This window comes from Bacillus tuaregi, from assembly GCF_900104575.1.
GTDB classification, from domain to species: Bacteria; Bacillota; Bacilli; order Bacillales; family Cytobacillaceae; genus Bacillus_BD; species Bacillus_BD tuaregi.
This window is the reverse complement of the sequence record NZ_LT629731.1, coordinates 3,229,845-3,251,749: the sequence shown is the minus strand read 5'-3', so window position 1 is coordinate 3,251,749 and position 21,905 is coordinate 3,229,845. Positions and strand designations below refer to the sequence as shown.

The window sequence follows — 21,905 nt, the reverse complement described above, 5'->3', positions numbered from 1 at the left end:
CCAGTAGAGGCACCTGTCAAGTGCCTCCTTTATCGCAAGTAAATTTGGGGGAGGACAGGCATGAAGAACCGATGGATCATTTTCTTTTCTGGAATCATCACAGTAAAAATAAGCGGCAAGGGTCTTGAACGATTATTAAACACATTAACCCGTAACGGTTTGAATATTTGGCATGTAAGGCGTCAAGGTGTTGAATCGATTACATTTAAAATCAAATTAACCGATGTGAAGGAATTTAGGAAGTATGTCAGAGGCAGCGGCTTGAAAGTATCCTTCTTTAAACGGGAAGGATTTCCTTTCCTGTTGAAAAGGCTCCTCCATAACAGTGGGTTTCTTGTAGGTGCCATTTTATTCATTTTTATCATTCTGCTCTTATCGAATATGATTTGGGGCATCCAGGTAAAAGGTGCTGACCCAGCAACAGAATATAAAATTCATAAGGAACTGGATAAAATGGGTGTGAAGGTTGGCAGACTTCAACTATTTGTTGAGAATGTCGAAGCGATACAGCGTCAATTAACAAACAATGTAGAGGAAATTACCTGGGTTGGTGTTGAATTACAAGGGACAACCTATCATCTTCAGGTTGTAGAGAAAAATGAGCCGAAACAGCCTGAATATTTAAGTCCACAAAATCTGGTTGCGAAAAAAAAGGCCGTGATTGTTGACATGTTCGTTGAAGAAGGCCAGGCTGTAGTTAATATTCATGATAGCGTGGATGCAGGCCAGCTGCTTGTTTCGGGATTGATTGGAAAAGAAGGCCAGAATGTACAAGTCCCTGCTAGAGGAGAAATCTGGGGGGAAACGTGGTATCGTTCTGATGTTGAATTGCCATTAAAAAGTACGTTTCAAGTTTTCAATGGAAATGAAAAACGGAAATACTATTTAAAAGCTGCTGATGTGAAAATTCCGCTTTGGGGATTTGGCAAGGTCGAGTTTAAGGAATATGAAACAGAAACAAATGAAAAAAACATTCAATTTTTAAAATGGAAGCTTCCGCTTTCATTTGTTCATGAAACCCATCGTGATAGAGAAGTTGAGACAAGGATATATTCAAAGGAAGAAGCCTTTCGAGTGGCAAAAGAAATGGCTAAGCTTGATATAAAAAACCGCTTATCTGAGGATGCTAAGATAAAAGGAGAAAAAATTTTGCGTCAATCATTAGACAATGGTAAAGTAACCTTATCAATACATTTCCAAATTATCGAAAATATAGCAGAAGGACAACCAATTATCCAAGGAGAGTCAGAATGACAGAAGATTTAAAAACGATGAATGTTCAATTAAAGAATTCAAATGAAGCAATCGCCTTAATTGGTAATGCAGATGCGAATCTTAAGGTGCTCGAGCAGGAGCTTAATGTGTCTATTATTACTAGAGGAGAAACAGTGTATGTCTCTGGTGATCTTGAACATGTAGAACTAGTTAGCGATATTCTCGAAGCATTATTATATGTGATTAGAAAAGGAATCAGCATCAGCGGGCGGGATGTCATATATGCCATTCAAATGGCAAAAAAGGGAACACTCGACTATTTTAAGGATTTATTTGAAGAAGAAATTGCCAAAAACGCGAAGGGAAAATCAATTCGAGTTAAGACGATTGGGCAGCGACATTATATTTCAGCCATGAAGAAAAATGATTTAGTCTTTGGGATTGGTCCTGCCGGAACAGGAAAGACCTATTTAGCTGTTGTGATGGCAGTGACTGCCTTAAAAAGCGGACAGGTGAAAAGGATCATTTTAACTCGACCGGCTGTAGAGGCTGGAGAAAGCTTGGGTTTTTTACCAGGTGATTTAAAAGAGAAGGTTGACCCTTATTTAAGACCGTTGTATGACGCGTTACATGATATTCTTGGCACAGAGCATACTCAGCGGTTAATGGAGCGTGGGATAATTGAAATTGCTCCTCTTGCTTATATGAGGGGAAGAACCCTTGATGATGCTTATGTGATTTTAGATGAAGCCCAAAACACAACCATGGCTCAAATGAAGATGTTTTTAACTAGACTAGGATTTGGTTCAAAAATGGTTATTACTGGTGACAAAACACAGATTGATTTACCTAAGGGAGTAACATCTGGATTAAAAATTGCTGAGGAGGTACTTCATGATGTTCAAGGTCTTCGATTTATTTATCTTGAGCAAAGTGATGTTGTCCGTCATCCTCTAGTTGCAAAAATCATTCAAGCATATGAAACGAAAGAATAAGCTGTTCATTCTTTGTACTAACTTGCCGTTCGGAATACCGAGCGGCAATTTTTCCCATTAATGTAATAAAATAAGGAATAAAGCTTATGAAAAGATAATAATGGATAAAATAACTAATAATTCCATTTTTATCGGACTTGTTTTATTAGAAAAGGATGAAAGAGGAGTCAAAAACTGTTATCATTTTTACATAGTCATAGATAATAATGGATTAGCGTACCGTTAAAGTAATGTTTTAGAGGAGGAATAGAGAAACGATGCAGCAGCACTTATCGAAAATTAGAAGGCTTTTGAATATGAAGTTTTTCCGGATCCTCTTATTTGTATTACTTGGCATTGTCCTTTATATATCTATGTATAGCAATGTGAAGCCTGAGAAGCTGGATATTCGTTTGTTTTCAATTGCAAATCAAACCATTCGCTCGCCGATAACGATTGAGGACAAAGAAAGTACTGCAGCGAAAAGAAAAGATGCCGAAGAACAGGTTCAGGATGTCTACGTATTAAATAAATCCATCTCAGAGAACCGTATTGATTTGATATCATCAATCTTTGACGCTGCTACAGAGGTTAATAATGACATAAAAAAGAAGCAGAAAGAGGGTCTCTTTGAGAATGAAACCCTCCCATCTAAAGAAGAAAAATTAAAGCTGTTGAAGGAAAAATTAACCGTAGATGTGACGAAGGATATTCCGGATTCCGTCTTAACCAGTCTGGTTGTATCTTCAAAGGATGAGTTAATGATTGCCAGGGATCTGGCTATCACGGCGATAAATATGATTATGAACAATCGCATTCCCACACATGAAGTGGAAAATGCTAAGAAGAAGGTAGAAGAGGAATTAAAATATACAGATTTAAATCTTGATTTAAAAAATGCAGCCATCCAGTTAGGAAGGTATGCAATTATTCCAAATGAGTTTTATGATCCGGAAGCAACCGAAGAAATGCGTCAGCAGGCTGTCGAAAATGTTGAACCGGTAAAAATACTGGAAGGTCAAATTATTGTTGAAGAAAACCAATTAATAAATCGTGATGTGTACCGACAATTAGAGCTTGCCGGGATGCTTGATAATGATCGGTCGAAAGAACCTTTTATCGGTTTAGCTTTACTTATTATGGTCTGTTTAACAGTATTATATTTTTATTTTTATAATTTGGAGGTGAAAAAGGAGCAAAAGCAAACCTATTTGTTGCTATTCAGCTTGATTTTCCTTTTGTCAATCTTTCTCATGAAAACAATTAGTTTCCTTTATGCTCTCGATATTGCCGATATTGCCTTTATCTTCCCAGCAGCTGTGGGTGCATTGCTGATGAAAATTTTAATCGATGAGAAACTGGCGATCATTTTTACGATGATTATGGCTATTTGTGGGAGTATTATGTTCAATGAAGGAGTAACCGGCTCGTTGCATGTGTCAGTTGGTATCTATATTCTATGCAGCGGTTTAGCAGGTATTTTATTTTTAAGCAATCAACGTCGCTCAAATATTTTTAAGGCAGGGTTATTTGTAGCGGCAGCCAATGTCGTTGTGATTTTATCGCTTGTGTTTTTAAGAAATGCACAGTATGATCTTCAGGAATATATGATTACGGTTGTGATCGGTCTAATATCAGGTATTTTCTCTGCTGTATTAACAATCGGTCTCCTGCCGTTCTTTGAAGCTGGGTTTGGTATTCTGTCAACGATGAGACTGATTGAGCTTTCTAATCCGAATCATCCATTATTAAAGAAAATCCTTACGGAAACACCTGGAACCTATCATCATAGTGTAATGGTGGCAAATCTAGCTGAAAGTGCTTGTGAAACCATTGGTGCGAATGGATTACTCGCAAGGGTAGGGGCCTATTATCACGATATTGGTAAAACAAAAAGGCCACAGTTTTTTATTGAAAATCAATTGAATATTGAAAACCCACATGACCGTATACCGCCTAATATGAGTAAAAATATCATTATTGCTCATGCCACAGATGGAGCTGAAATGCTGAGGTCCCATCGTATGCCAAGGGAAATCGTTGATATTGCAGAGCAGCACCATGGTACAACACTGTTAAAGTATTTTTATCATAAGGTGAAGCAAAGTGGTGCAGAGGTGAATGAGGAGGAATACCGATATCCGGGACCGAAAGCACAAACGAAGGAATCAGCCATTGTGGGGATTGCCGATAGTGTTGAAGCGGCGGTTCGGTCGATGACACAGCCGACGCCAGAACAAATTGAAGAACTCGTAAGAAAGATTATTGCTGACAGACTTCAGGATAATCAGTTTAATGAATGTGATATTACACTAAAAGAATTGGATAAGGTCGCTAATGCGCTATGTGAAACTCTTAAAGGGATTTTCCATTCGCGGATCGAATATCCAGAAATGTCAAAGCAGAAGGTGAAGCATGCATGAGTATAATGATTGATTTTATTGACGAAACAAATGAACTGACAGCAGAGGACCTAGAAAGGCTTGAGAAGCTACTATTTTTTGCTGCCAATAAGGAAGCGGTCGAAGAAAATAGTGAGTTATCTGTCACCTTTGTCACAAATGATCGGATACAGCAGATTAACCGGGAATATAGAGATAAGGATCGTCCGACAGATGTTATTTCCTTTGCTATGGAAGAGCTCGGTGAAGGGGAAATACCATTAGTTGGAGGCGATATGCCGCGGGTCTTAGGCGATATTATTATTTCATTAGCGAAGGCAAGAGAGCAGGCCGATGAATATGGACATTCTTTTATCAGAGAGCTTGGTTTTCTTGCCGTCCACGGATTTTTGCATCTGTTAGGATATGATCATGAAACAGTGGAAGATGAGAAAAAAATGTTTTCAAGACAAAAGGATATCCTAGATGAATTCGGGCTACAACGGTAGACGAAGAGGGGGACTTATGCGGTCATTTGGTTTTGCCATTGAAGGAATTTTTCATTCTTTAATAAGAGAACGAAATCTGAAAATTCATCTGACAGTGGCACTGTCCGTTACCGTACTTGGATTTCTATATGAAATCTCTAGCTTTGAGTGGTTAGTCATTGTTTTGGCTATCGGTGGCATGCTTTCGTTTGAGCTGATGAATACGGCTGTTGAAAGAGTAGTCGACCTTATCACTGAAGAATACCACCCACTTGCCAAACAAGCTAAAGATATTGCAGCTGGAGCGGTGTTAATCTACGCCTTGATTTCTGTGCTAATCGGTTGTATTATTTTTTTACCAAAAATGTTCTAACGTAGGTAAAGGCGCATTTGTCCTTTGCAGCCTGCGTTTTTTTGTATGAAAAAAGCAATAGAGATATTATTAGAAAATTCAAATTAATTAATAACGAATTCCTGATAAGCAATGAAATTTTAATAAGAATGGGGTAAAATAATAAGAAGCGGTGGTCATCAAATATATGATTGATAAAGGTGAAGAAGGAGAAGAGTGAAGAATTAATTGCAGAAATGAAATAAAGCACGGAATAAAACATATATAACGATTCGAAATTTTATACTCACAAATTTAAATGAAGATATCCTGCAATTAACTGTTAAAGAACGGTTGCCAGGAGCATTTTCTTCGGAGGACTTAAATGAATAAAGAAATAAAAGAACCAGTATTTAAATCAGGGTTTATATCCATTATTGGTAGACCCAATGTAGGTAAATCCACATTTATTAATCGTGTTATCGGGCAAAAAATCGCCATTATGAGTGATAAGCCGCAGACAACGAGAAATAAAGTTCAAGGAGTATTAACAACGAATGATACACAATACATCTTTATTGATACTCCAGGAATTCATAAGCCAAAGCACAAGCTAGGCGATTTTATGATGAAGGTAGCTCAAAATACATTAAAAGAAGTAGACTTAATTCTTTTTATGGTAAATGCCGAGGAAGGGTATGGCAGGGGAGAAGAATTTATTTTAGAGAAATTCCAATCGATTAAAACGCCCATATTCTTAATCATTAATAAAATTGATCGTATCCATCCTGACAAGCTATTAACGGTGATTGAATCCTATAAGGAAAAATACCAATTTGCAGAAATTATTCCAATTTCTGCTCTTGAAGGAAATAATGTTGAAACCTTATTAACACAGGTTAAGAATTATCTTCCTGAGGGACCAATGTATTATCCGGCCGATCAAGTGACAGACCACCCGGAAAGATTTATTGTGGCAGAACTGATTAGGGAAAAAGCTCTCCATCTCACGAGAGAAGAGATTCCTCACTCCCTCGCTGTTGTTATTGAGAAAATGGAGCGAAAACAAGACCAAGATTTAGTGCATGTGATGGCAACAATCATTATTGAACGAGATTCGCAAAAGGGCATCATCATTGGAAAACAGGGTAAGATGCTGAAGGAAATCGGAAAACGCGCAAGAGGTGATATTGAGAATTTACTCGGCTCAAAGGTGTTTTTGGAGCTATGGGTAAAGGTTCAAAAGGACTGGCGTAACAAAGCCTCACAGCTGAGGGATTATGGCTTTAGGGAAGATGAATATTAACAGCAAAGCTGAATAAATCACCTTCACTGGAGTGATCATTGGTTCCATCGATTATCCATGTTATATTTAACAAAATTTTCGACTTATGATATTCGAAAGACAGGCAAATATATAGATAAGGATTGGAATAAATAATAGCTAGTCCAACAATGGAAAGGTGGGTTTTCAATGTTAGATTTTACTTGGAAGGTGTTTTCGCAAACAGGTAATATTGACACATATCTTCTTTTTAAGGAATTGGAAAAGGAGAATCAAGAAATACCCGTAAGTCAGGACGATGAGCTAATTGAATTAGATTTTCCAATTATGTAAGTTTGCCTCCTAATTGGGATGGTGTACAGATGTTGCAAAAATGCGAAGGGATTGTCCTTCGAACAACTGATTATGGTGAAACAAATAAAATTGTCACACTTTATACTCGTGAATGGGGAAAATTTGGCGTGATGGCAAACGGAGCTAAGAAACCCAAAAGCAGGCTGGCTGCCATCACTCAGCCTTTTACATATGGGTATTTTTTAGTGCAGAAGGGTCATGGTTTGGGAAGTCTGCAGCAGGGGGAGATGATTGCCTCTTTACGTGCAATTAAAGAGGATATATTTCTAACTGCCTATGCTAGTTATATTGTTGAATTAACCGATAAGTGTACAGAGGAGAAGAAAACAAACCCATATCTATTTGAACTGCTGTATCAAGCCTTAAATTTTATCAATGAAGGCTATGATGCGGATATTATTAAGAATATCTATGAAATGAAAATGCTGAACAGCTTAGGGCTTTATCCAACCTTAAATCACTGTGTCATTTGTGGCAGCAATGAAGGTAGGTTTTCCTTTTCAATTAGAGAAGGCGGTATCCTCTGTCACCGCTGTCTTAATAAGGATCCCTATCATCTGAAAATTTCACCTGCAACAGTGAAGCTTCTCTTTACTTTTTATTGTATTGACATCAGTCGGCTTGGCAATATTTCAATTAAGTCTGAAACAAAAGTTGAGCTAAAGAGAGTCATTGATAGTTATTATGATGAATATTCTGGTTTGTATTTGAAATCAAAAAAATTTCTTGACCAGCTTGACTCCCTGAAAGTTGACAACTAATTCTGTTTCCGCTATGATTCATGGTAGAAAATCATCTTATATAAGTTGCAGTGAAGGAAAGGAGTACTTAACTCTCCTCTATTGAAGCGAATTCGGGACAGTGAAAGCCGGATATAGAAGGTTAAGGAAGGGCGTTCCTGAGCAACATAACGTGTCTTTTGACACTAATAAAAGTGGCTTACCAATGGTGAGCAAATAGGGTGGAACCGCGGGTAAAACTCTCGTCCCTATGCTATTTCCAGCATAGAGACGAGAGTTTTTTGTGTTGGGAAAGAAAAATATTTTGGAGGTGTCCAATGAATATTCAAAACATGATTCTAACGTTGCAAAAGCATTGGTCTGAACAAGGGTGTATCTTAATGCAGGCATATGACACAGAAAAAGGAGCAGGAACGATGAGCCCTTACACATTTCTGCGGGCGATTGGTCCTGAGCCTTGGAATGTGGCCTATGTGGAACCATCTCGTCGTCCGGCAGATGGTCGATATGGCGAAAATCCTAACCGTCTGTATCAGCATCATCAATTTCAAGTCATAATGAAGCCATCACCCGACAATATTCAAGAACTCTATTTAGAGTCTTTACAGGCGCTTGGCATTGATCCATTAAAGCATGATATTCGCTTTGTAGAGGATAACTGGGAAAATCCATCGCTTGGATGTGCTGGACTAGGCTGGGAGGTTTGGCTTGACGGGATGGAAATCACTCAATTTACCTACTTCCAGCAGGTAGGGGGTTTGGAATGTAAGCCTGTTTCTGTTGAAATTACGTATGGTATTGAACGTCTTGCATCCTACATACAAGATAAGGAAAATGTATTCGACCTTGAGTGGACAGATGGTTTTACCGTTCGAGACATATTTGGTCAGCCTGAATATGAGCATTCAAAATATACTTTTGAAACATCTGATCAAGAGATGCTGTTTAACCTATTTAATATTTATGAGAAAGAAGCACATCGACAAATGGAAGAGGGACTTGTACATCCGGCGTATGATTATGTACTAAAATGCTCACATACATTTAATTTGCTGGATGCAAGAGGTGCGATTTCCGTTACCGAAAGAACTGGTTACTTGGCACGCTGCCGTAGCCTTGCTCGTAAAATTGCTAAAACGTTTTATGAGGAAAGAGAAAAGCTTGGTTTCCCAATCTTAAAGGCAAAGGAGGAAAAGAGTCGTGACTAAAGATATTTTGCTTGAAATTGGTTTAGAAGAAATGCCTGCCCGTTTTGTGACGAATTCAATGAATCAGCTGGCAGAGAAGGTTCAATCATGGCTTGAAGCAAAGCAAATACAATATCGTGAGCTGAAAGCATTCTCGACGCCGCGCCGTATAACCGTTCTAGTAAAGGATGTAGCCCAAGCGCAGGCGGATATTCATGAGGAGGCAAAGGGTCCGGCGAAAAAGATTGCCTTAAATGAAGCGGGTGAATGGTCGAAGGCTGCCATTGGCTTTAGCCGAGGGCAAGGTATGACTGTTGATGATATTTACTTCAAAGAAATAAATGGTGTAGAGTATGCACATGTTAAAAAGTTTATTGAAGGTCAGGAAACCTTTGCTTTACTACCAGAATTGAAAGACCTAGTGACCAGTCTGAACTTCCCTAAAAATATGCGCTGGGCAGATAATGATCTTCGCTATATTAGACCAATCAAATGGCTTGCTGCCTTATTTGGTCAAGAGGTGATTCCTTTTACCATCACTAATGTGGAAACTGGGCGTCAAAGTCAAGGTCATCGTTTTCTTGGTACTGAACTCGAATTTTTCGAGCCTGCAAATTATGAACAAGATTTGGCTAAGCAATTTGTCATTGCAGACCCGCAAAAACGAAAGCAAATGATTCTTGAACAGCTGAAAAAACTGGAAGAAGAAAACGGCTGGGATATTCCGGTTGACCAAGATTTGCTTGAGGAAGTTAATAACCTTGTAGAATATCCGACAGCGTTATTCGGAAAATTTGAAGAGGAGTTCCTCGAATTGCCTGAGGAAGTACTCATTACTTCCATGAAGGAGCATCAGCGTTATTTTCCAGTTAAAGCAAAAACGGGAGAGCTTCTGCCATACTTTGTTACAGTGCGAAATGGCGGAGAAGAGTTCCTAGAGAATGTGGCAAGAGGAAATGAAAAAGTATTGCGGGCAAGGCTTTCTGATGCAGACTTTTTCTATCGTGAAGATCAAAAAATGCCAATTGATCAAGCCTTAACTAAATTGAAATCAATTGTCTATCATGAAGAAATTGGCACATTGGCAGATAAGGTGGCAAGAGTAAGACGTTTGACTAATCTGCTTAGTGATAAGCTTCATTATGCAGCTGAGCAAAAAGAAAACGCTGACCGTGCCGCTGAGATTTGCAAATTTGACTTAGTTACCAATATGGTCTATGAGTTCCCTGAATTACAAGGTTACATGGGCGAGAAATATGCTCGTCAAAAAGGAGAGTCAGAGGAAGTCTCACTGGCCATTAACGAGCATTATATGCCACGTAACGCGGATGATCAGGTACCATCCACGGAGGTTGGAGCTGTTTTGTCTGTTGCAGAAAAAGTCGATACGATTACTTCCTTTTTTGCCATTGGCCAAATACCAAGCGGTTCTCAGGATCCTTATGCATTAAGACGACAGGCAACAGGTGTTGTGCAAATATTGCTACAAAAAGAATGGCAGATTGAGCTAGAAGAAATTCTATTACAATCATTATCGTTACTAGAGGCAGAAGGAGTATTAAAAGGAGCACCTGAGGATATTAAACAGGAATTAATGGCTTTCTTTAAACTACGCTTAAAGCATCTGCTGCAGGAAAAAGGAATCCGCTATGATTTAATTGATGCTGTATTAGGAAGTCATATTGGTGTAATAAGCTCGCTTGTTAGAAGAGCACAAGTGCTCGAAGAAATGAGAGTAGAGGCTGATTTTAAAGAAAATATTGAAGCATTAAGCAGGGTATTAAATATTGCTGCAAAGGCTGAGGTAATTAGTGAGATTCAAAAGAATCTGTTTGAGAACAATGAAGAGCACAAATTGTATGAGAAATATGAGGAAGTTAAGGCTCAATTGGCAAGTAGTAGTATGACAGAGGCAGATTATTTTACTGCACTTGTCTCTATGCGACCTGAAATCAATCAATACTTTGATCATACGATGGTTATGGCAGAGGATGAAGCGGTAAAACTAAATCGTCTTAGCCAAATGGGGATGCTTGCACAGCTGATTAATAAGTTTGCTAATGTGAATCAAATCATTGTGAAGTAATAAAGAAAACGTATTTTTTCCACAATAAAAGACAAGAGGGCCTGTTGAATTTGGCTCTTTTTGTCTTTTTACATAATCTGATTGCTAAAACCTATAATGATAAAGCAGAGAGTGACTTTTCATTTCTGGAAAATAGTATATAATAATTATGTAATAGTATAGCATTATTATGGATTAACTGGGCATGATAGGTGGTGTGAACAATAGAACTTAATAAGCGTCAAGAACAAATATTAGAAATCGTTAAAGAAAATGGACCGATTACAGGAGAAAATATTGCAGATCAGCTTAATCTAACAAGGGCAACCTTAAGACCAGATCTTGCCATTTTGACTATGGCGGGTTATTTAGATGCAAGACCCCGTGTAGGATATTTTTATACTGGAAAGACTGGTGTCCAGCTTCTAACGGAAAATTTACAAAAGTTATATGTGAAGGATTATCAATCTATTCCGGTTGTCATCAATGAAGGTGTTTCCGTCTATGATGCGATTGTAACGATGTTTTTAGAGGATGTAGGGACACTTTTTGTGGTGGATCAGCATTCAATGCTAGTTGGAGTATTGTCGAGGAAGGACTTATTGAGAGCAAGTCTTGGAAAGCAGGAATTATCAAGCCTGCCTGTTAATATCATTATGACAAGAATGCCTAATATTACAATGTGTTTCCGTGAAGACCTATTAATTGATATTGCAAAAAAGTTAATTGAAAAACAGATTGATGCTATGCCTGTTGTGAGAGAAGTTGACAAAGGTTTTGAAGTAATCGGTAGAATTACGAAAACAAATATTGCCAAGGCTTTAGTTGCTTTAGCTGAGGATAGGTAGGAAATACTATGCTTGACTGATATAAAGAAGGGATGAGTAATGGATGAGCAAAATGCCGGTCATCTATGTGGTATCCGACTCAGTGGGAGAAACGGCTGAACTCGTCACTAAAGCAGCTTTAAGCCAATTCGACGGCAGTGATATCATAATAAAGCGATTTCCATTTGTTGAGGATGAAACAAATGTAGACGAAGTGATTTCATTAACCAAATATGAGGACGGAATGATCGTTTTTACCCTTGTCAGACCGGAAATACGACAGTATATGCGAGAGGCTGCTGCCAAAGCTGGGATTGTAGCCTATGATATAATTGGTCCTCTCATTGACCAGATACAGGTCTTGACTGGGAAGGCACCTTTATTTGAACCTGGTCTCATTCATAAGCTGGATGAGGAGTATTTTAAAAAGGTGGAAGCAATTGAGTTTGCTGTAAAGTATGACGATGGTCGAGATCCTAGAGGAATTATAAAGGCTGATCTAGTCCTCATTGGTGTTTCAAGGACTTCAAAGACGCCTCTATCTCAATTTTTAGCCCACAGAAGAATAAAAGTGGCAAATGTACCGATTGTTCCAGAAGTGGACCCTCCAGATGAATTATTTACCATATCTCCAAAGAAATGCTTTGGTTTAAAGATTAGTCCGGAAAAATTAAACGGGATTCGTAGAGAACGATTGCGCACATTAGGACTAAATGATGATGCAACCTATGCTAAAGTAGAGCGGATTAACGAAGAATTACAATACTTTGAAAAACTTGTAGAGCGGATTGGTTGTCCAGTTATTGATGTAACCAATAAAGCGGTAGAAGAGACAGCTAATATTATTCATAATATATATCAAAAAAATCTGACTACTGGATAGCGCATATTCCTTATGTGCTATTCTTTTTTTATTAGTATGTTATATTATGCGAAATGCCTGAAGTTTCAAGAAATATATGTTGTTTTTTTATTTTTTTAAAAAAACTAATGCAAATATCAAGGTTTTATACTATAATAAAAAATTGTGATAAAAATGTAGGTAATTTAGGTTTAGACTTTCACTTCAAGGAATAAACTATTTAAAGTGAGAAGTCAAGTCTACTGCTATAAAAAATTCGACAAGCGCTTAATTGAAAAGTTATTCCTATAAAGAAGGAATATGCGGAGTGATGTAGAATAATTAGTACATTAGGTAAACCAATTATTTTGGCTGCCGCTGTTCTTGTCCCGTTTAAAAGGAAATTGTCGAAATAACTGATGTAAAAAGGGATAGAAATGCTTCATTCCTACAGCTATAAATATGAGGTATTGATCTGTAGAGATTCGGAGAAGATTATTTATGGAAAAGGTCTGAAACCTAATAATATGAGGAATGATGAGATTTATTAAAGAATTATCGAAGATTTTGTCTAAAATTGCAGGAATTTAATAATTTTTGACGAATACCTCATAAAGTAAACGGAGGTGTTCACATGTCAGATCGGATTGCCGAAGAAACGCTTAATCAGATTAGGCAGGCATCAGATATTGTGGATGTCATCAGTGAATTTGTACAGTTAAAAAAGCAGGGTCGAAATTATACCGGTCTATGTCCTTTTCATAATGAAAACTCTCCATCATTTTCCGTTTCAGTTGAAAAACAAGTCTATCATTGCTTTGGCTGCGGTGCAGGAGGTAATGTGTTTTCTTTTTTAATGCAGATTGAAGGCCTTTCCTTCCAGGAAGCAGCAATAAAACTGGCACAAAATGCGAATATTGATCTTGGAATGAGCATATCTACTTTAAGCAAACCTAATACACTTTCCGACGAAGCAAGGCAAATGATTGAAGCTCATAATTTATTACGTAAATTTTATCATCATTTGCTTGTAAACACAAAGGAAGGTCAGCATGCATTAGAATATTTGCTTGAGCGAGGCTTTACCTCCGATTCCATTGATAAGTTTCAAATTGGTTATTCTCTCGATTCTTGGGATTTTGATGTAAAATTCTTAACCAATAAAAACTTTCAACCTACATTAATGGAAAAGGCAGGCTTGATTATTAAAAGAGAGCAGGATGGAAGCTATTTCGATCGGTTTCGGAATCGAATTATGTTTCCTATTTTTGACAGAAATGGAGAAACGATTGCTTTTTCCGGGAGAGCCTTAGGGGCACAGTCGCCCAAATATTTAAATAGTCCCGAAACAGCAATCTTCAATAAAAGTAAAATTTTATACAACTATCATTTGGCAAGACCGACAATGAGAAAGTTGCAACAGGCCATCTTATTCGAGGGGTTTGCAGATGTTATTGCTGCTGATCGTTCTGGCGTTGAAAACGGCATAGCCACAATGGGAACATCTTTAACAGAAGAGCACGTATCGATTCTAAAGAAAAATGTGCAAACTGTAACCCTTTGCTATGACTCTGATTCCGCAGGAATTGAGGCTGCCTTTCGAGCTGGAAAAATGCTGCACGATGCCAACTTGCAGGTGAGTGTTGCCGTAATGCCAGATGGAATGGATCCTGATGAATATGTGAAAAGCTATGGAGCAGAAAAATTTCGTCAAGATATCATTCATTCAAGTATGACCTTTATGAGCTTTAAAATGCTCTACTATCGTAAAGGGAAAAATCTACAAAATGAAGGAGATCGACTCCTTTATATAGAAAAAGTATTACAGGAAATCAGCCGTCTTGAGAAGGCTGTGGAAAAAGACCTTTATTTACGCCAGCTAGCAGATGAATTTAATTTATCACTTGAGGCGTTAAAAGAGCAGGAAAGGCAATATTCGAAGAATAGCCACCAAGTTCAGAGGCATCAAAATCCACCGGTACAAAATCCGTCGGTTATTCCAAGAAAAGTAGAACGAATCAAGCCGGCATATCATAATGCAGAAAGATTTTTGATTGCACATATGCTGCGGGATATTGATGTGACCTATAAGGTACAAGAGCTGATGGAGGGCAAAGCCTTTAATATTGATGAACACCAGGCCATCATAACTTATTTATATGGTTTTTATGAAAAAAATCATCAGCCTGATTTTAATTCGTTTTTGGATTATATTCATGATGAGAAACTGAGGAGAATCGTTGTCGATATTGAAATGATGCCAATAAATGAAGAAATATCAGATCAGGAATTAAATGATTATATCAAACAGGTGTTGAAATATCAAAAAGTGTTAAAGATAAAGGAAAAAGAGGCAGAACTGCGAGAAGCAGACCGTCAAAAGGATATCCAAAAGGCTGTCGCTCTCTTAGCAGAGATTCAACAAATTCGTAAAACTTTATAATGGTTTCTTTGATTTTTGGAAGGAGGGGGACAAATGGCTGAAAAATCGGCTCGTTCAAAAGAGGTTGAATCAGAATTGACCCTAGAGCAGGTGAAAGAACAGTTAACATTATTAGGAAAAAAGACAGGTGTCCTTGCCTATGATGATATTGCGGAAAAATTAGCTACCTTTGAACTAGATTCCCATCAAATGGATGAATTTTATGAGCTCCTTGGTGACAATGGGGTTGAACTAGTTGGCGATAGTGAAGAAGAAGACCCTAATATTAAGGAATTGTCAAAAAATGAAGAGGAATTTGATTTAAATGACTTAAGTGTTCCCCCTGGAGTTAAAATAAATGACCCTGTACGTATGTATCTTAAAGAAATTGGTCGTGTGGATCTTCTTTCCGCTGAGGAAGAAGTAAACCTTGCCTTACGAATTGAACAGGGTGATGAAGAAGCAAAGAGACGATTGGCTGAAGCGAATCTTCGTCTTGTTGTGAGTATTGCCAAAAGATATGTTGGTCGTGGAATGCTGTTTTTAGATCTGATCCAGGAAGGCAACATGGGTCTAATTAAAGCCGTTGAGAAATTTGATTATCGTAAAGGCTTTAAATTCAGTACGTATGCCACCTGGTGGATTCGTCAAGCAATCACGAGAGCAATTGCTGACCAAGCAAGAACCATTCGTATTCCAGTTCATATGGTGGAAACCATCAATAAGCTTGTTCGTGTACAAAGACAGCTATTACAGGACTTAGGGCGCGAACCGACACCGGAAGAAATTGGTGAAGATATGGATTTACCTCCAGAAAAGGTAAGAGAAATTTTAAAAATTGCTCAAGAGCCCGTTTCACTTGAAACACCAATTGGTGAAGAGGATGATTCACATCTTGGAGATTTCATTGAAGATCATGAGGCAACTTCTCCATCGGAGCATGCAGCATATGAATTATTAAAAGAACAGCTGGAAGATGTGCTAGATACGTTGACTGATCGTGAAGAAAATGTATTGCGACTTCGTTTCGGCCTTGATGATGGGCGAACACGTACGCTTGAGGAAGTTGGAAAAGTATTTGGTGTAACACGTGAACGTATTCGTCAAATTGAAGCAAAGGCTCTAAGGAAACTGAGACATCCTAGCAGAAGCAAAAGATTGAAAGACTTTTTAGAATAGGCTAGCCATAAAATAGTTTACTTCTTACAATAGAGGTGAACTATTTTTTTTGCTTAAAGTATTTGTTACAGAAATAGGATGTGAGCTCATGCAGGATAGCAGGAAACAAATTATTATTAATGAAATTACATATTGGAAGAAAAACCGTTTACTTCCTGAGCATTATTGTGACTTTTTACTTGCCATCTATACAGAAGGAAATGGCATAGAAGAAAAAAGTAAAAAATCCCATTGGTTGAAAAAAGAACTCTTATTACCTCTATTTATCCCTATTATTATGATTATATTATATTTTACTGAATTATCTTTCATTTTGCAATTGGTGTTTTCCATCATTTTGATATTAATGGGCATTTATCTAACATTTTTATTTAAGAAGAAAGGACTACTTTTCCAAATCCCCCTAATTGTGACGGCCTTAGTGGTATTATTTTCATCTGTAAAATTAACCTTAGCTTTACTTCCAGAAAATTTACTGGTGCTTTATATCGTATTAGGATTGAATTGTATCATGTGGCTGGCAGGTGGCTGGAGGTTTAAGCAGCTCCATTTTACTTTGTCTGGGATATTGGGACTCTTTTTATTAAGTCTCGCCTTATTCAGTGACAAACTGTTTTAACTTCATTCAGCAGAAGTCCTCTACTTCTACAAGTGGGGGATGAATGCAAATGGTTCTTCGATTCAGTGGGGGTTCAAACCCCGGCTGAATGAAGTTAAGCCTCTGTCACGGATTTTTTAAAGATAGTTTATCGAGCGAGCTCGATAAAAATCCGGACGTAAATTCGACGGGCGAATTTGATATTCATGACCTCCTTCTTAATAACATATTATTGTATGGGGGATAGAAATTCATATCATTGGGGGGATGGTTATGAATTTTGATTTAACCGCAGAACAGCTAATGATTAAAAAAATGATAAAAGAATTTGCTGATGAAGAGGTGGCGCCAGGTGCGCTGGAAAGAGATCGTCAACACAGCTTCCCGATTGACGTGTTTCAAAAATTGACAAAGCTTGGTATGATGGGGCTGCCATTCCCTGAAAAATACGGTGGTGCTGGAGCTGATACCATCAGTTTTGCGATAGTAACCGAAGAATTAAGCCGTGCCTGTGGGGCAACGGGTATCACCTATTCCGCACATATTTCTTTAGGCGGTGCTCCGCTTTATTATTTTGGTACTGAGGAACAAAAACAAAGATATTTAATTCCTCTATGTACGGGAGTCAGCTTTGGCTCGTTTGGTTTAACAGAGCCTGGTGCGGGCTCTGATGCAGGTGGAACGGAGACAAAGGCAGTCGAGAAAAATGGTGAATACATTATTAATGGAAATAAATGTTTTATTACCAATGCAAGCTATGCAAAATTTGTAGCTATTACAGCCGTTACTGGCAAAAGCAATGGTAAAAAAGAAATAAGTGCCATTATTGTCCCGACAGATTCTCCCGGTTTTACCATTCGTGATTCTTATGAAAAAATGGGGTTGCATGCGTCAAATACAACCGAGCTGATTTTTGATGATGTTCATGTTTCGACAAAACAACTGTTAGGAAAAAAAGGTGAAGGCTTTAAGCAATTTCTGGCTACCCTTGACGGCGGAAGAATTGGGATTGGGGCTATGGCTGTTGGGATTGCACAGGCAGCCTATGAGAGAGCACTAAATTATGCAAAAGGAAGAAAGCAATTTGGTCAATCCATTGGCACTTTCCAAGCTATACAATTTAAACTGGCGGAAATGGCTATGAAAATTGAATTAGCAAGAAATAGTGTTTACAAAGCTGCTTGGCTGAAGGATGCAGGAAGACCCTTTACTAAAGAAGCGGCAATCTGTAAATTATATGCCTCAAAGATATGTATGGAAGTTACAGATCAGGCGGTCCAAATCCACGGCGGCTATGGTTATATGAAGGATTATCATGTGGAAAGATATATGCGTGATGCAAAATTAACAGAAATAGGTGAGGGAACCTCAGAAATTCAGCATATGGTGATTGCAAGATCAATTGGCTGCTAACGGAATATATGAGAATGATTCTCTCGAAAATCCTGAATCTTCATCTAAATGGATGAAGATTTTATTTTTTTTAGCAACTAAATTTGACAAAGTTTGATATAAGGTCTTTTACTTCTGCTGGTTTTCGAGTAAAATAGAAATTGTTTAAATATATTAATTAGTTAAAAAGTTTGTACATAGGGGAGGGTAATCTTATGAATCGTAATCCGATTATACCGTTTATTACGATTATGGTTGTCGGGGTATTAGCAATGTTTCTTCTTTCATTCAAAGGTATTGGAGATTCAAAAGAGTTAGCGGCCGAACTTGAAGGTGGCGGCGAGGAGAAGACAGAAGAAGTAGCTTCAAATCCGGAGGATATCTATAAGCAGAACTGTATCAACTGTCACGGTGATCAATACCAGGGCGGAGTGGGGCCTGCCTTAAAGGGTGTTGGTGACAGAATGTCTACAGATGAAATTGCTGATATCGTTACAAATGGTAAGGGTTCCATGCCTCCAGGCTTAGTTCCGGCAGAAAAAGCTGGTGAAATGGCTGAATGGCTGGCTGGTTTAAAATAAGATTATATTGATTCGTTAATTTTTCCTTTTGTCCTTTGCATATGCAGGGGACTTTTTTTATACTTAACAGGAAAGACCTATTAGGCTGTCGATAAAACGAATAAATAGAGTTAGTGGTGAAGGAATGAATAGTGAGAAATTATCATACCGTTTAGAGACTGTGACAAAATACATACCGCACGGATATAGATTAGCAGATATTGGTTCGGACCATGCTTATTTACCATGCCATGTCGTCCAAAAAGGGATTGTGGCATGGGCTGTGGCCGGGGAGGTTGTGGAAGGTCCCTTTCAGTCTGCTAAAAGACAGGTTGAAGAAGAAGGGCTAATTGATCAGATTTCCGTCCGAAAAGGAGACGGATTAGATGTGATAGAAGTGGGTGAGGTCGATTGTATCACGATTGCTGGTATGGGAGGAGCATTGATTGCCAGTATCCTTGAAAAAGGCAAGGATAAGCTAGTTGATGTGAAAAGGCTAATCTTACAGCCGAATATAAGTGCCATTTCGATTCGAGTCTGGTTAATGGAAAACGGCTGGGTACTAATCTCCGAGGAAATTATTGAGGAAGACGGAAAAATTTATGAGGTACTTGTTGCCGAACAGGGAGATGAACAATCTGCCTATCAGAAAAATCTCGAAAAGGGTTTATTATTTGGTCCATTTTTACTGGATGAGTGTAACGAGATTTTTAAAAAGAAATGGAAGGCCGAGAGTAAAAACTGGAAGTCTATCCTAGCTAAGCTTGAGCATGCATCAGATACCCCGGAAAACAGACTGAAAAAAGAAGAACTGATAAGAAAAATATCGTTGGCAGAGGAGGTACTAGAAAATGAAGAAGGTTAATGGACATGAAATCATTCAATTATTTGAGGCATTTGCTCCAAAGCAATTAGCTATGGAGGGTGATAAAATAGGCTTACAAATTGGCCGCTTAAATAAGCCTGTTGAACGGGTTATGATTGCACTGGATGTTCTAGAAGATGTAGTGGATGAAGCAATTGAAAAAAAAGTAGACTTGATTATTGCCCACCATCCGCTCATTTACAGACCCTTACAAAATATAACAACGGATAAGCTACCGGGAAGAATGATTGAAAAGCTGTTAAAGCATGAAATTGCTGTTTATGCGGCGCATACCAATCTTGATGTGGCAAATGGCGGGGTGAATGACTTATTAGCAGAAGCACTGCAGCTGACCCATACAGAGGTGCTTGCTCCGACCTATGAAGCAAAATTAAAAAAATTGGTTGTATTTGTCCCTATTGAAGACAGCGGGAAAGTGAAAGAGGCAATTGGCAATGCTGGCGCAGGGGCAATCGGGAACTATAGTCATTGTTTATTTTCAACAGCAGGTATGGGGCAGTTTCTTCCGGGAGAGACCGCTAATCCCCATCTTGGCCAAACAGGACAGTTGGAAGAGGTAAGTGAAGAAAGAATCGAAACCATTTTTCCAGATTATTTAGAACGAAGAGTCATTCAGGCGATGTTAAAGGCGCACCCGTACGAGGAGGTTGCCTACGATATTTATCCGTTAGAGAACAAGGGTGAAAGTCTGGGACTTGGCAGAGTAGGTGAAATAGAGGAAACAACATTAGGGGAGTTTGCTCAGTTTGTGAAACAAGCTCTTGACGTGCCAGCGCTTCGTGTCGTTGGAGATTTGGGAGCCAAGGTGAAAAAGGTTGCCGTTCTGGGTGGGGATGGAAATAAATACATATCATCCGCTAAATTTAAGGGTGCAGATGTGTACATAACTGGTGATTTATACTACCATGTTGCCCATGATGCCATGATGATGGGCTTAAATGTAATAGACCCTGGCCACAATGTTGAGAAGGTAATGAAACAGGGAGTCACTCGTTATTTGACAATCAAGTGCCAGGAAAAGGGCTATAATGTATCCGTTTTTCCTTCTGAAAAGGTAACGGAGCCCTTTCAGTTTGTCTAAATAATAAATCAAAAAGCGGCGGTATGGTTTTCTCCATACGGCCGCTTTTTTATACATTAACTCTGTTTAACTTTAGGTAGTATTTTAGTTAACGGGACTTTATTTTCTTTAACCCAGGTTGAAGGATCTGACGAGTCAAATTTTTCTAAGAAGCCTATCACTTCTTTTGTAATGGGCGTTGGTGTAGAGGCGCCGGCCGTGACGGCAACGGTTTTAGCGTCTTTAATCCAATCAATATCAAGCTCAGTAATATCGGCAATCCGATAGGCCCTTGTATGGGCGATTTCTTCTGATACCTGGGCAAGACGGTTTGAATTATTACTGCGCGGATCGCCAACAACAATTAAGACATCTGCTTCTCCAGCTTGCTCGGCCACAGCCTCTTGTCTGATTTGTGTAGCAAGACAAATCTCGTTATGGAATTCTGCGTGTGGATACTGTTCTTTAATTTTATCCATCACATGTTTAACGTCCCATTGACTCATGGTGGTTTGGTTGGTGACAATTATTTTCTCTGCTTGAAGGGTTAAGTTTTCGACATCCTGCACGTTTTCAACTAAATGAACGATATGTGGGGCAATCCCAACTGCACCTTCTGGCTCAGGATGATTTCTTTTTCCAATATAGATAACCGTGTACCCTTCTTTTTCTTTTTCTCGGATTAAGTCATGTGTTTTTGTCACATCCGGGCAGGTTGCATCGATTGTCACAAGGCCTTTTTGTTTGGCAAGCTCCTTGACTTCAGGAGACACTCCGTGTGCAGTGAAGATGACAGTTCCGCTGTCTACCTTCTCAAGTATTTCTCTTCTATTTTTGCCGTCTAACGTAATAATGCCTTCCTCTTCAAAGGCATCAGTAATATGTTTATTATGGACAATCATGCCTAAAATATAAATAGGACGTGGTAACGATTTATCTAAGGCCGCATTGCGGGCGATAACCATAGCATCGACGACACCATAGCAATAGCCGCGCGGGGCAATTTTTATTACATTCATCTCCGATCCTCCCAGTCAGCTTCTTTCTCATTCATTATAGTCAACAATGATTATTATAGCAAAACCAAAATCAAGCAGCTGTCGTGTGAAAATGAGATGAT

The 21,905-nt window shown here is 38.5% G+C and carries 20 protein-coding genes and 1 other annotated feature; of the genes, 19 read left to right on the top strand and 1 reads right to left on the bottom strand.

The window, feature by feature from the left end:
• Positions 1 to 60 precede the first annotated feature (60 nt).
• From yqfD to BQ5321_RS17975, 19 genes are all read left to right on the top strand, one after another.
• Positions 61 to 1,254 carry a sporulation protein YqfD gene (gene yqfD / locus BQ5321_RS18065; RefSeq protein WP_071395811.1) on the top strand — a complete coding sequence of 398 codons (1,194 nt, stop codon included), beginning with the start codon at positions 61 to 63 and terminating at the stop codon, positions 1,252 to 1,254.
• The gene (locus tag BQ5321_RS18060) at positions 1,251 to 2,210 is read left to right on the top strand and encodes a PhoH family protein (RefSeq protein WP_071395810.1); all 960 of its coding nucleotides are present in this window, start codon (positions 1,251 to 1,253) and stop codon (positions 2,208 to 2,210) included. Before yqfD ends, BQ5321_RS18060 begins: the two co-directional genes overlap by 4 nt.
• A gap of 296 nt (positions 2,211 to 2,506) precedes the next feature.
• Positions 2,507 to 4,612, top strand: coding sequence for an HD family phosphohydrolase (locus BQ5321_RS18055; protein ID WP_234978424.1), 2,106 nt, complete (start codon positions 2,507 to 2,509; stop codon positions 4,610 to 4,612).
• On the top strand, positions 4,609 to 5,079 hold the full coding sequence (gene ybeY, locus BQ5321_RS18050; RefSeq protein ID WP_071395808.1) for an rRNA maturation RNase YbeY: 471 nt from the start codon (positions 4,609 to 4,611) through the stop codon (positions 5,077 to 5,079). The genes BQ5321_RS18055 and ybeY overlap by 4 nt, the downstream gene beginning before the upstream one ends.
• On the top strand, positions 5,057 to 5,431 hold the full coding sequence (locus tag BQ5321_RS18045) for a diacylglycerol kinase family protein (RefSeq protein ID WP_071395807.1): 375 nt from the start codon (positions 5,057 to 5,059) through the stop codon (positions 5,429 to 5,431). Before ybeY ends, BQ5321_RS18045 begins: the two co-directional genes overlap by 23 nt.
• Before the next feature lie 343 nt (positions 5,432 to 5,774).
• Complete coding sequence (era, locus tag BQ5321_RS18040; RefSeq protein ID WP_071395806.1) at positions 5,775 to 6,695, top strand: GTPase Era; 921 nt, start codon at positions 5,775 to 5,777, stop codon at positions 6,693 to 6,695.
• Positions 6,696 to 6,863: 168 nt separating this feature from the next.
• Complete coding sequence (locus BQ5321_RS18035; protein ID WP_071395805.1) at positions 6,864 to 7,007, top strand: YqzL family protein; 144 nt, start codon at positions 6,864 to 6,866, stop codon at positions 7,005 to 7,007.
• Between the two features lie 29 nt (positions 7,008 to 7,036).
• Complete coding sequence (recO, locus tag BQ5321_RS18030; protein ID WP_071395804.1) at positions 7,037 to 7,789, top strand: DNA repair protein RecO; 753 nt, start codon at positions 7,037 to 7,039, stop codon at positions 7,787 to 7,789.
• Between the two features lie 41 nt (positions 7,790 to 7,830).
• Positions 7,831 to 8,021: a binding site (T-box leader), on the top strand.
• Between the two features lie 64 nt (positions 8,022 to 8,085).
• A complete protein-coding gene (gene glyQ / locus BQ5321_RS18025; RefSeq protein WP_071395803.1) occupies positions 8,086 to 8,976 on the top strand; it encodes a glycine--tRNA ligase subunit alpha in 891 nt (296 codons plus the stop codon).
• A complete protein-coding gene (glyS, locus tag BQ5321_RS18020) occupies positions 8,969 to 11,041 on the top strand; it encodes a glycine--tRNA ligase subunit beta (RefSeq protein WP_084786852.1) in 2,073 nt (690 codons plus the stop codon). The genes glyQ and glyS overlap by 8 nt, the downstream gene beginning before the upstream one ends.
• Positions 11,042 to 11,244: 203 nt before the next feature.
• Positions 11,245 to 11,868, top strand: coding sequence for a transcriptional regulator CcpN (locus BQ5321_RS18015; protein WP_071395802.1), 624 nt, complete (start codon positions 11,245 to 11,247; stop codon positions 11,866 to 11,868).
• Positions 11,869 to 11,911: 43 nt separating this feature from the next.
• A complete protein-coding gene (locus BQ5321_RS18010; protein WP_071395801.1) occupies positions 11,912 to 12,730 on the top strand; it encodes a pyruvate, water dikinase regulatory protein in 819 nt (272 codons plus the stop codon).
• Positions 12,731 to 13,322: 592 nt separating this feature from the next.
• Positions 13,323 to 15,131 (top strand): DNA primase, encoded by a 1,809-nt coding sequence (gene dnaG / locus BQ5321_RS18005; RefSeq protein ID WP_071395800.1) that lies wholly within the window; start codon positions 13,323 to 13,325, stop codon positions 15,129 to 15,131.
• A gap of 33 nt (positions 15,132 to 15,164) precedes the next feature.
• Positions 15,165 to 16,289 (top strand): RNA polymerase sigma factor RpoD, encoded by a 1,125-nt coding sequence (gene rpoD, locus BQ5321_RS18000; protein ID WP_071395799.1) that lies wholly within the window; start codon positions 15,165 to 15,167, stop codon positions 16,287 to 16,289.
• 88 nt (positions 16,290 to 16,377) lie between these two features.
• Complete coding sequence (locus BQ5321_RS17995; RefSeq protein WP_071395798.1) at positions 16,378 to 16,908, top strand: hypothetical protein; 531 nt, start codon at positions 16,378 to 16,380, stop codon at positions 16,906 to 16,908.
• Positions 16,909 to 17,160: 252 nt separating this feature from the next.
• Positions 17,161 to 18,300, top strand: coding sequence for an acyl-CoA dehydrogenase family protein (locus tag BQ5321_RS17990; protein ID WP_071395797.1), 1,140 nt, complete (start codon positions 17,161 to 17,163; stop codon positions 18,298 to 18,300).
• Between the two features lie 194 nt (positions 18,301 to 18,494).
• Positions 18,495 to 18,860, top strand: coding sequence for a cytochrome c550 (gene cccA, locus BQ5321_RS17985; RefSeq protein ID WP_071395796.1), 366 nt, complete (start codon positions 18,495 to 18,497; stop codon positions 18,858 to 18,860).
• Positions 18,861 to 18,984: 124 nt separating this feature from the next.
• On the top strand, positions 18,985 to 19,704 hold the full coding sequence (locus BQ5321_RS17980; protein WP_071395795.1) for a tRNA (adenine(22)-N(1))-methyltransferase: 720 nt from the start codon (positions 18,985 to 18,987) through the stop codon (positions 19,702 to 19,704).
• Positions 19,691 to 20,806, top strand: a complete 1,116-nt coding sequence (locus tag BQ5321_RS17975) for a Nif3-like dinuclear metal center hexameric protein (RefSeq protein ID WP_071395794.1) — start codon at positions 19,691 to 19,693, stop codon at positions 20,804 to 20,806. Before BQ5321_RS17980 ends, BQ5321_RS17975 begins: the two co-directional genes overlap by 14 nt.
• 56 nt (positions 20,807 to 20,862) lie before the next feature.
• Here BQ5321_RS17975 and BQ5321_RS17970 read toward each other — a convergent pair whose 3' ends face one another.
• Positions 20,863 to 21,804 (bottom strand): 4-hydroxy-3-methylbut-2-enyl diphosphate reductase, encoded by a 942-nt coding sequence (locus tag BQ5321_RS17970; RefSeq protein ID WP_071395793.1) that lies wholly within the window; start codon positions 21,802 to 21,804, stop codon positions 20,863 to 20,865.
• Positions 21,805 to 21,905 lie beyond the last annotated feature (101 nt).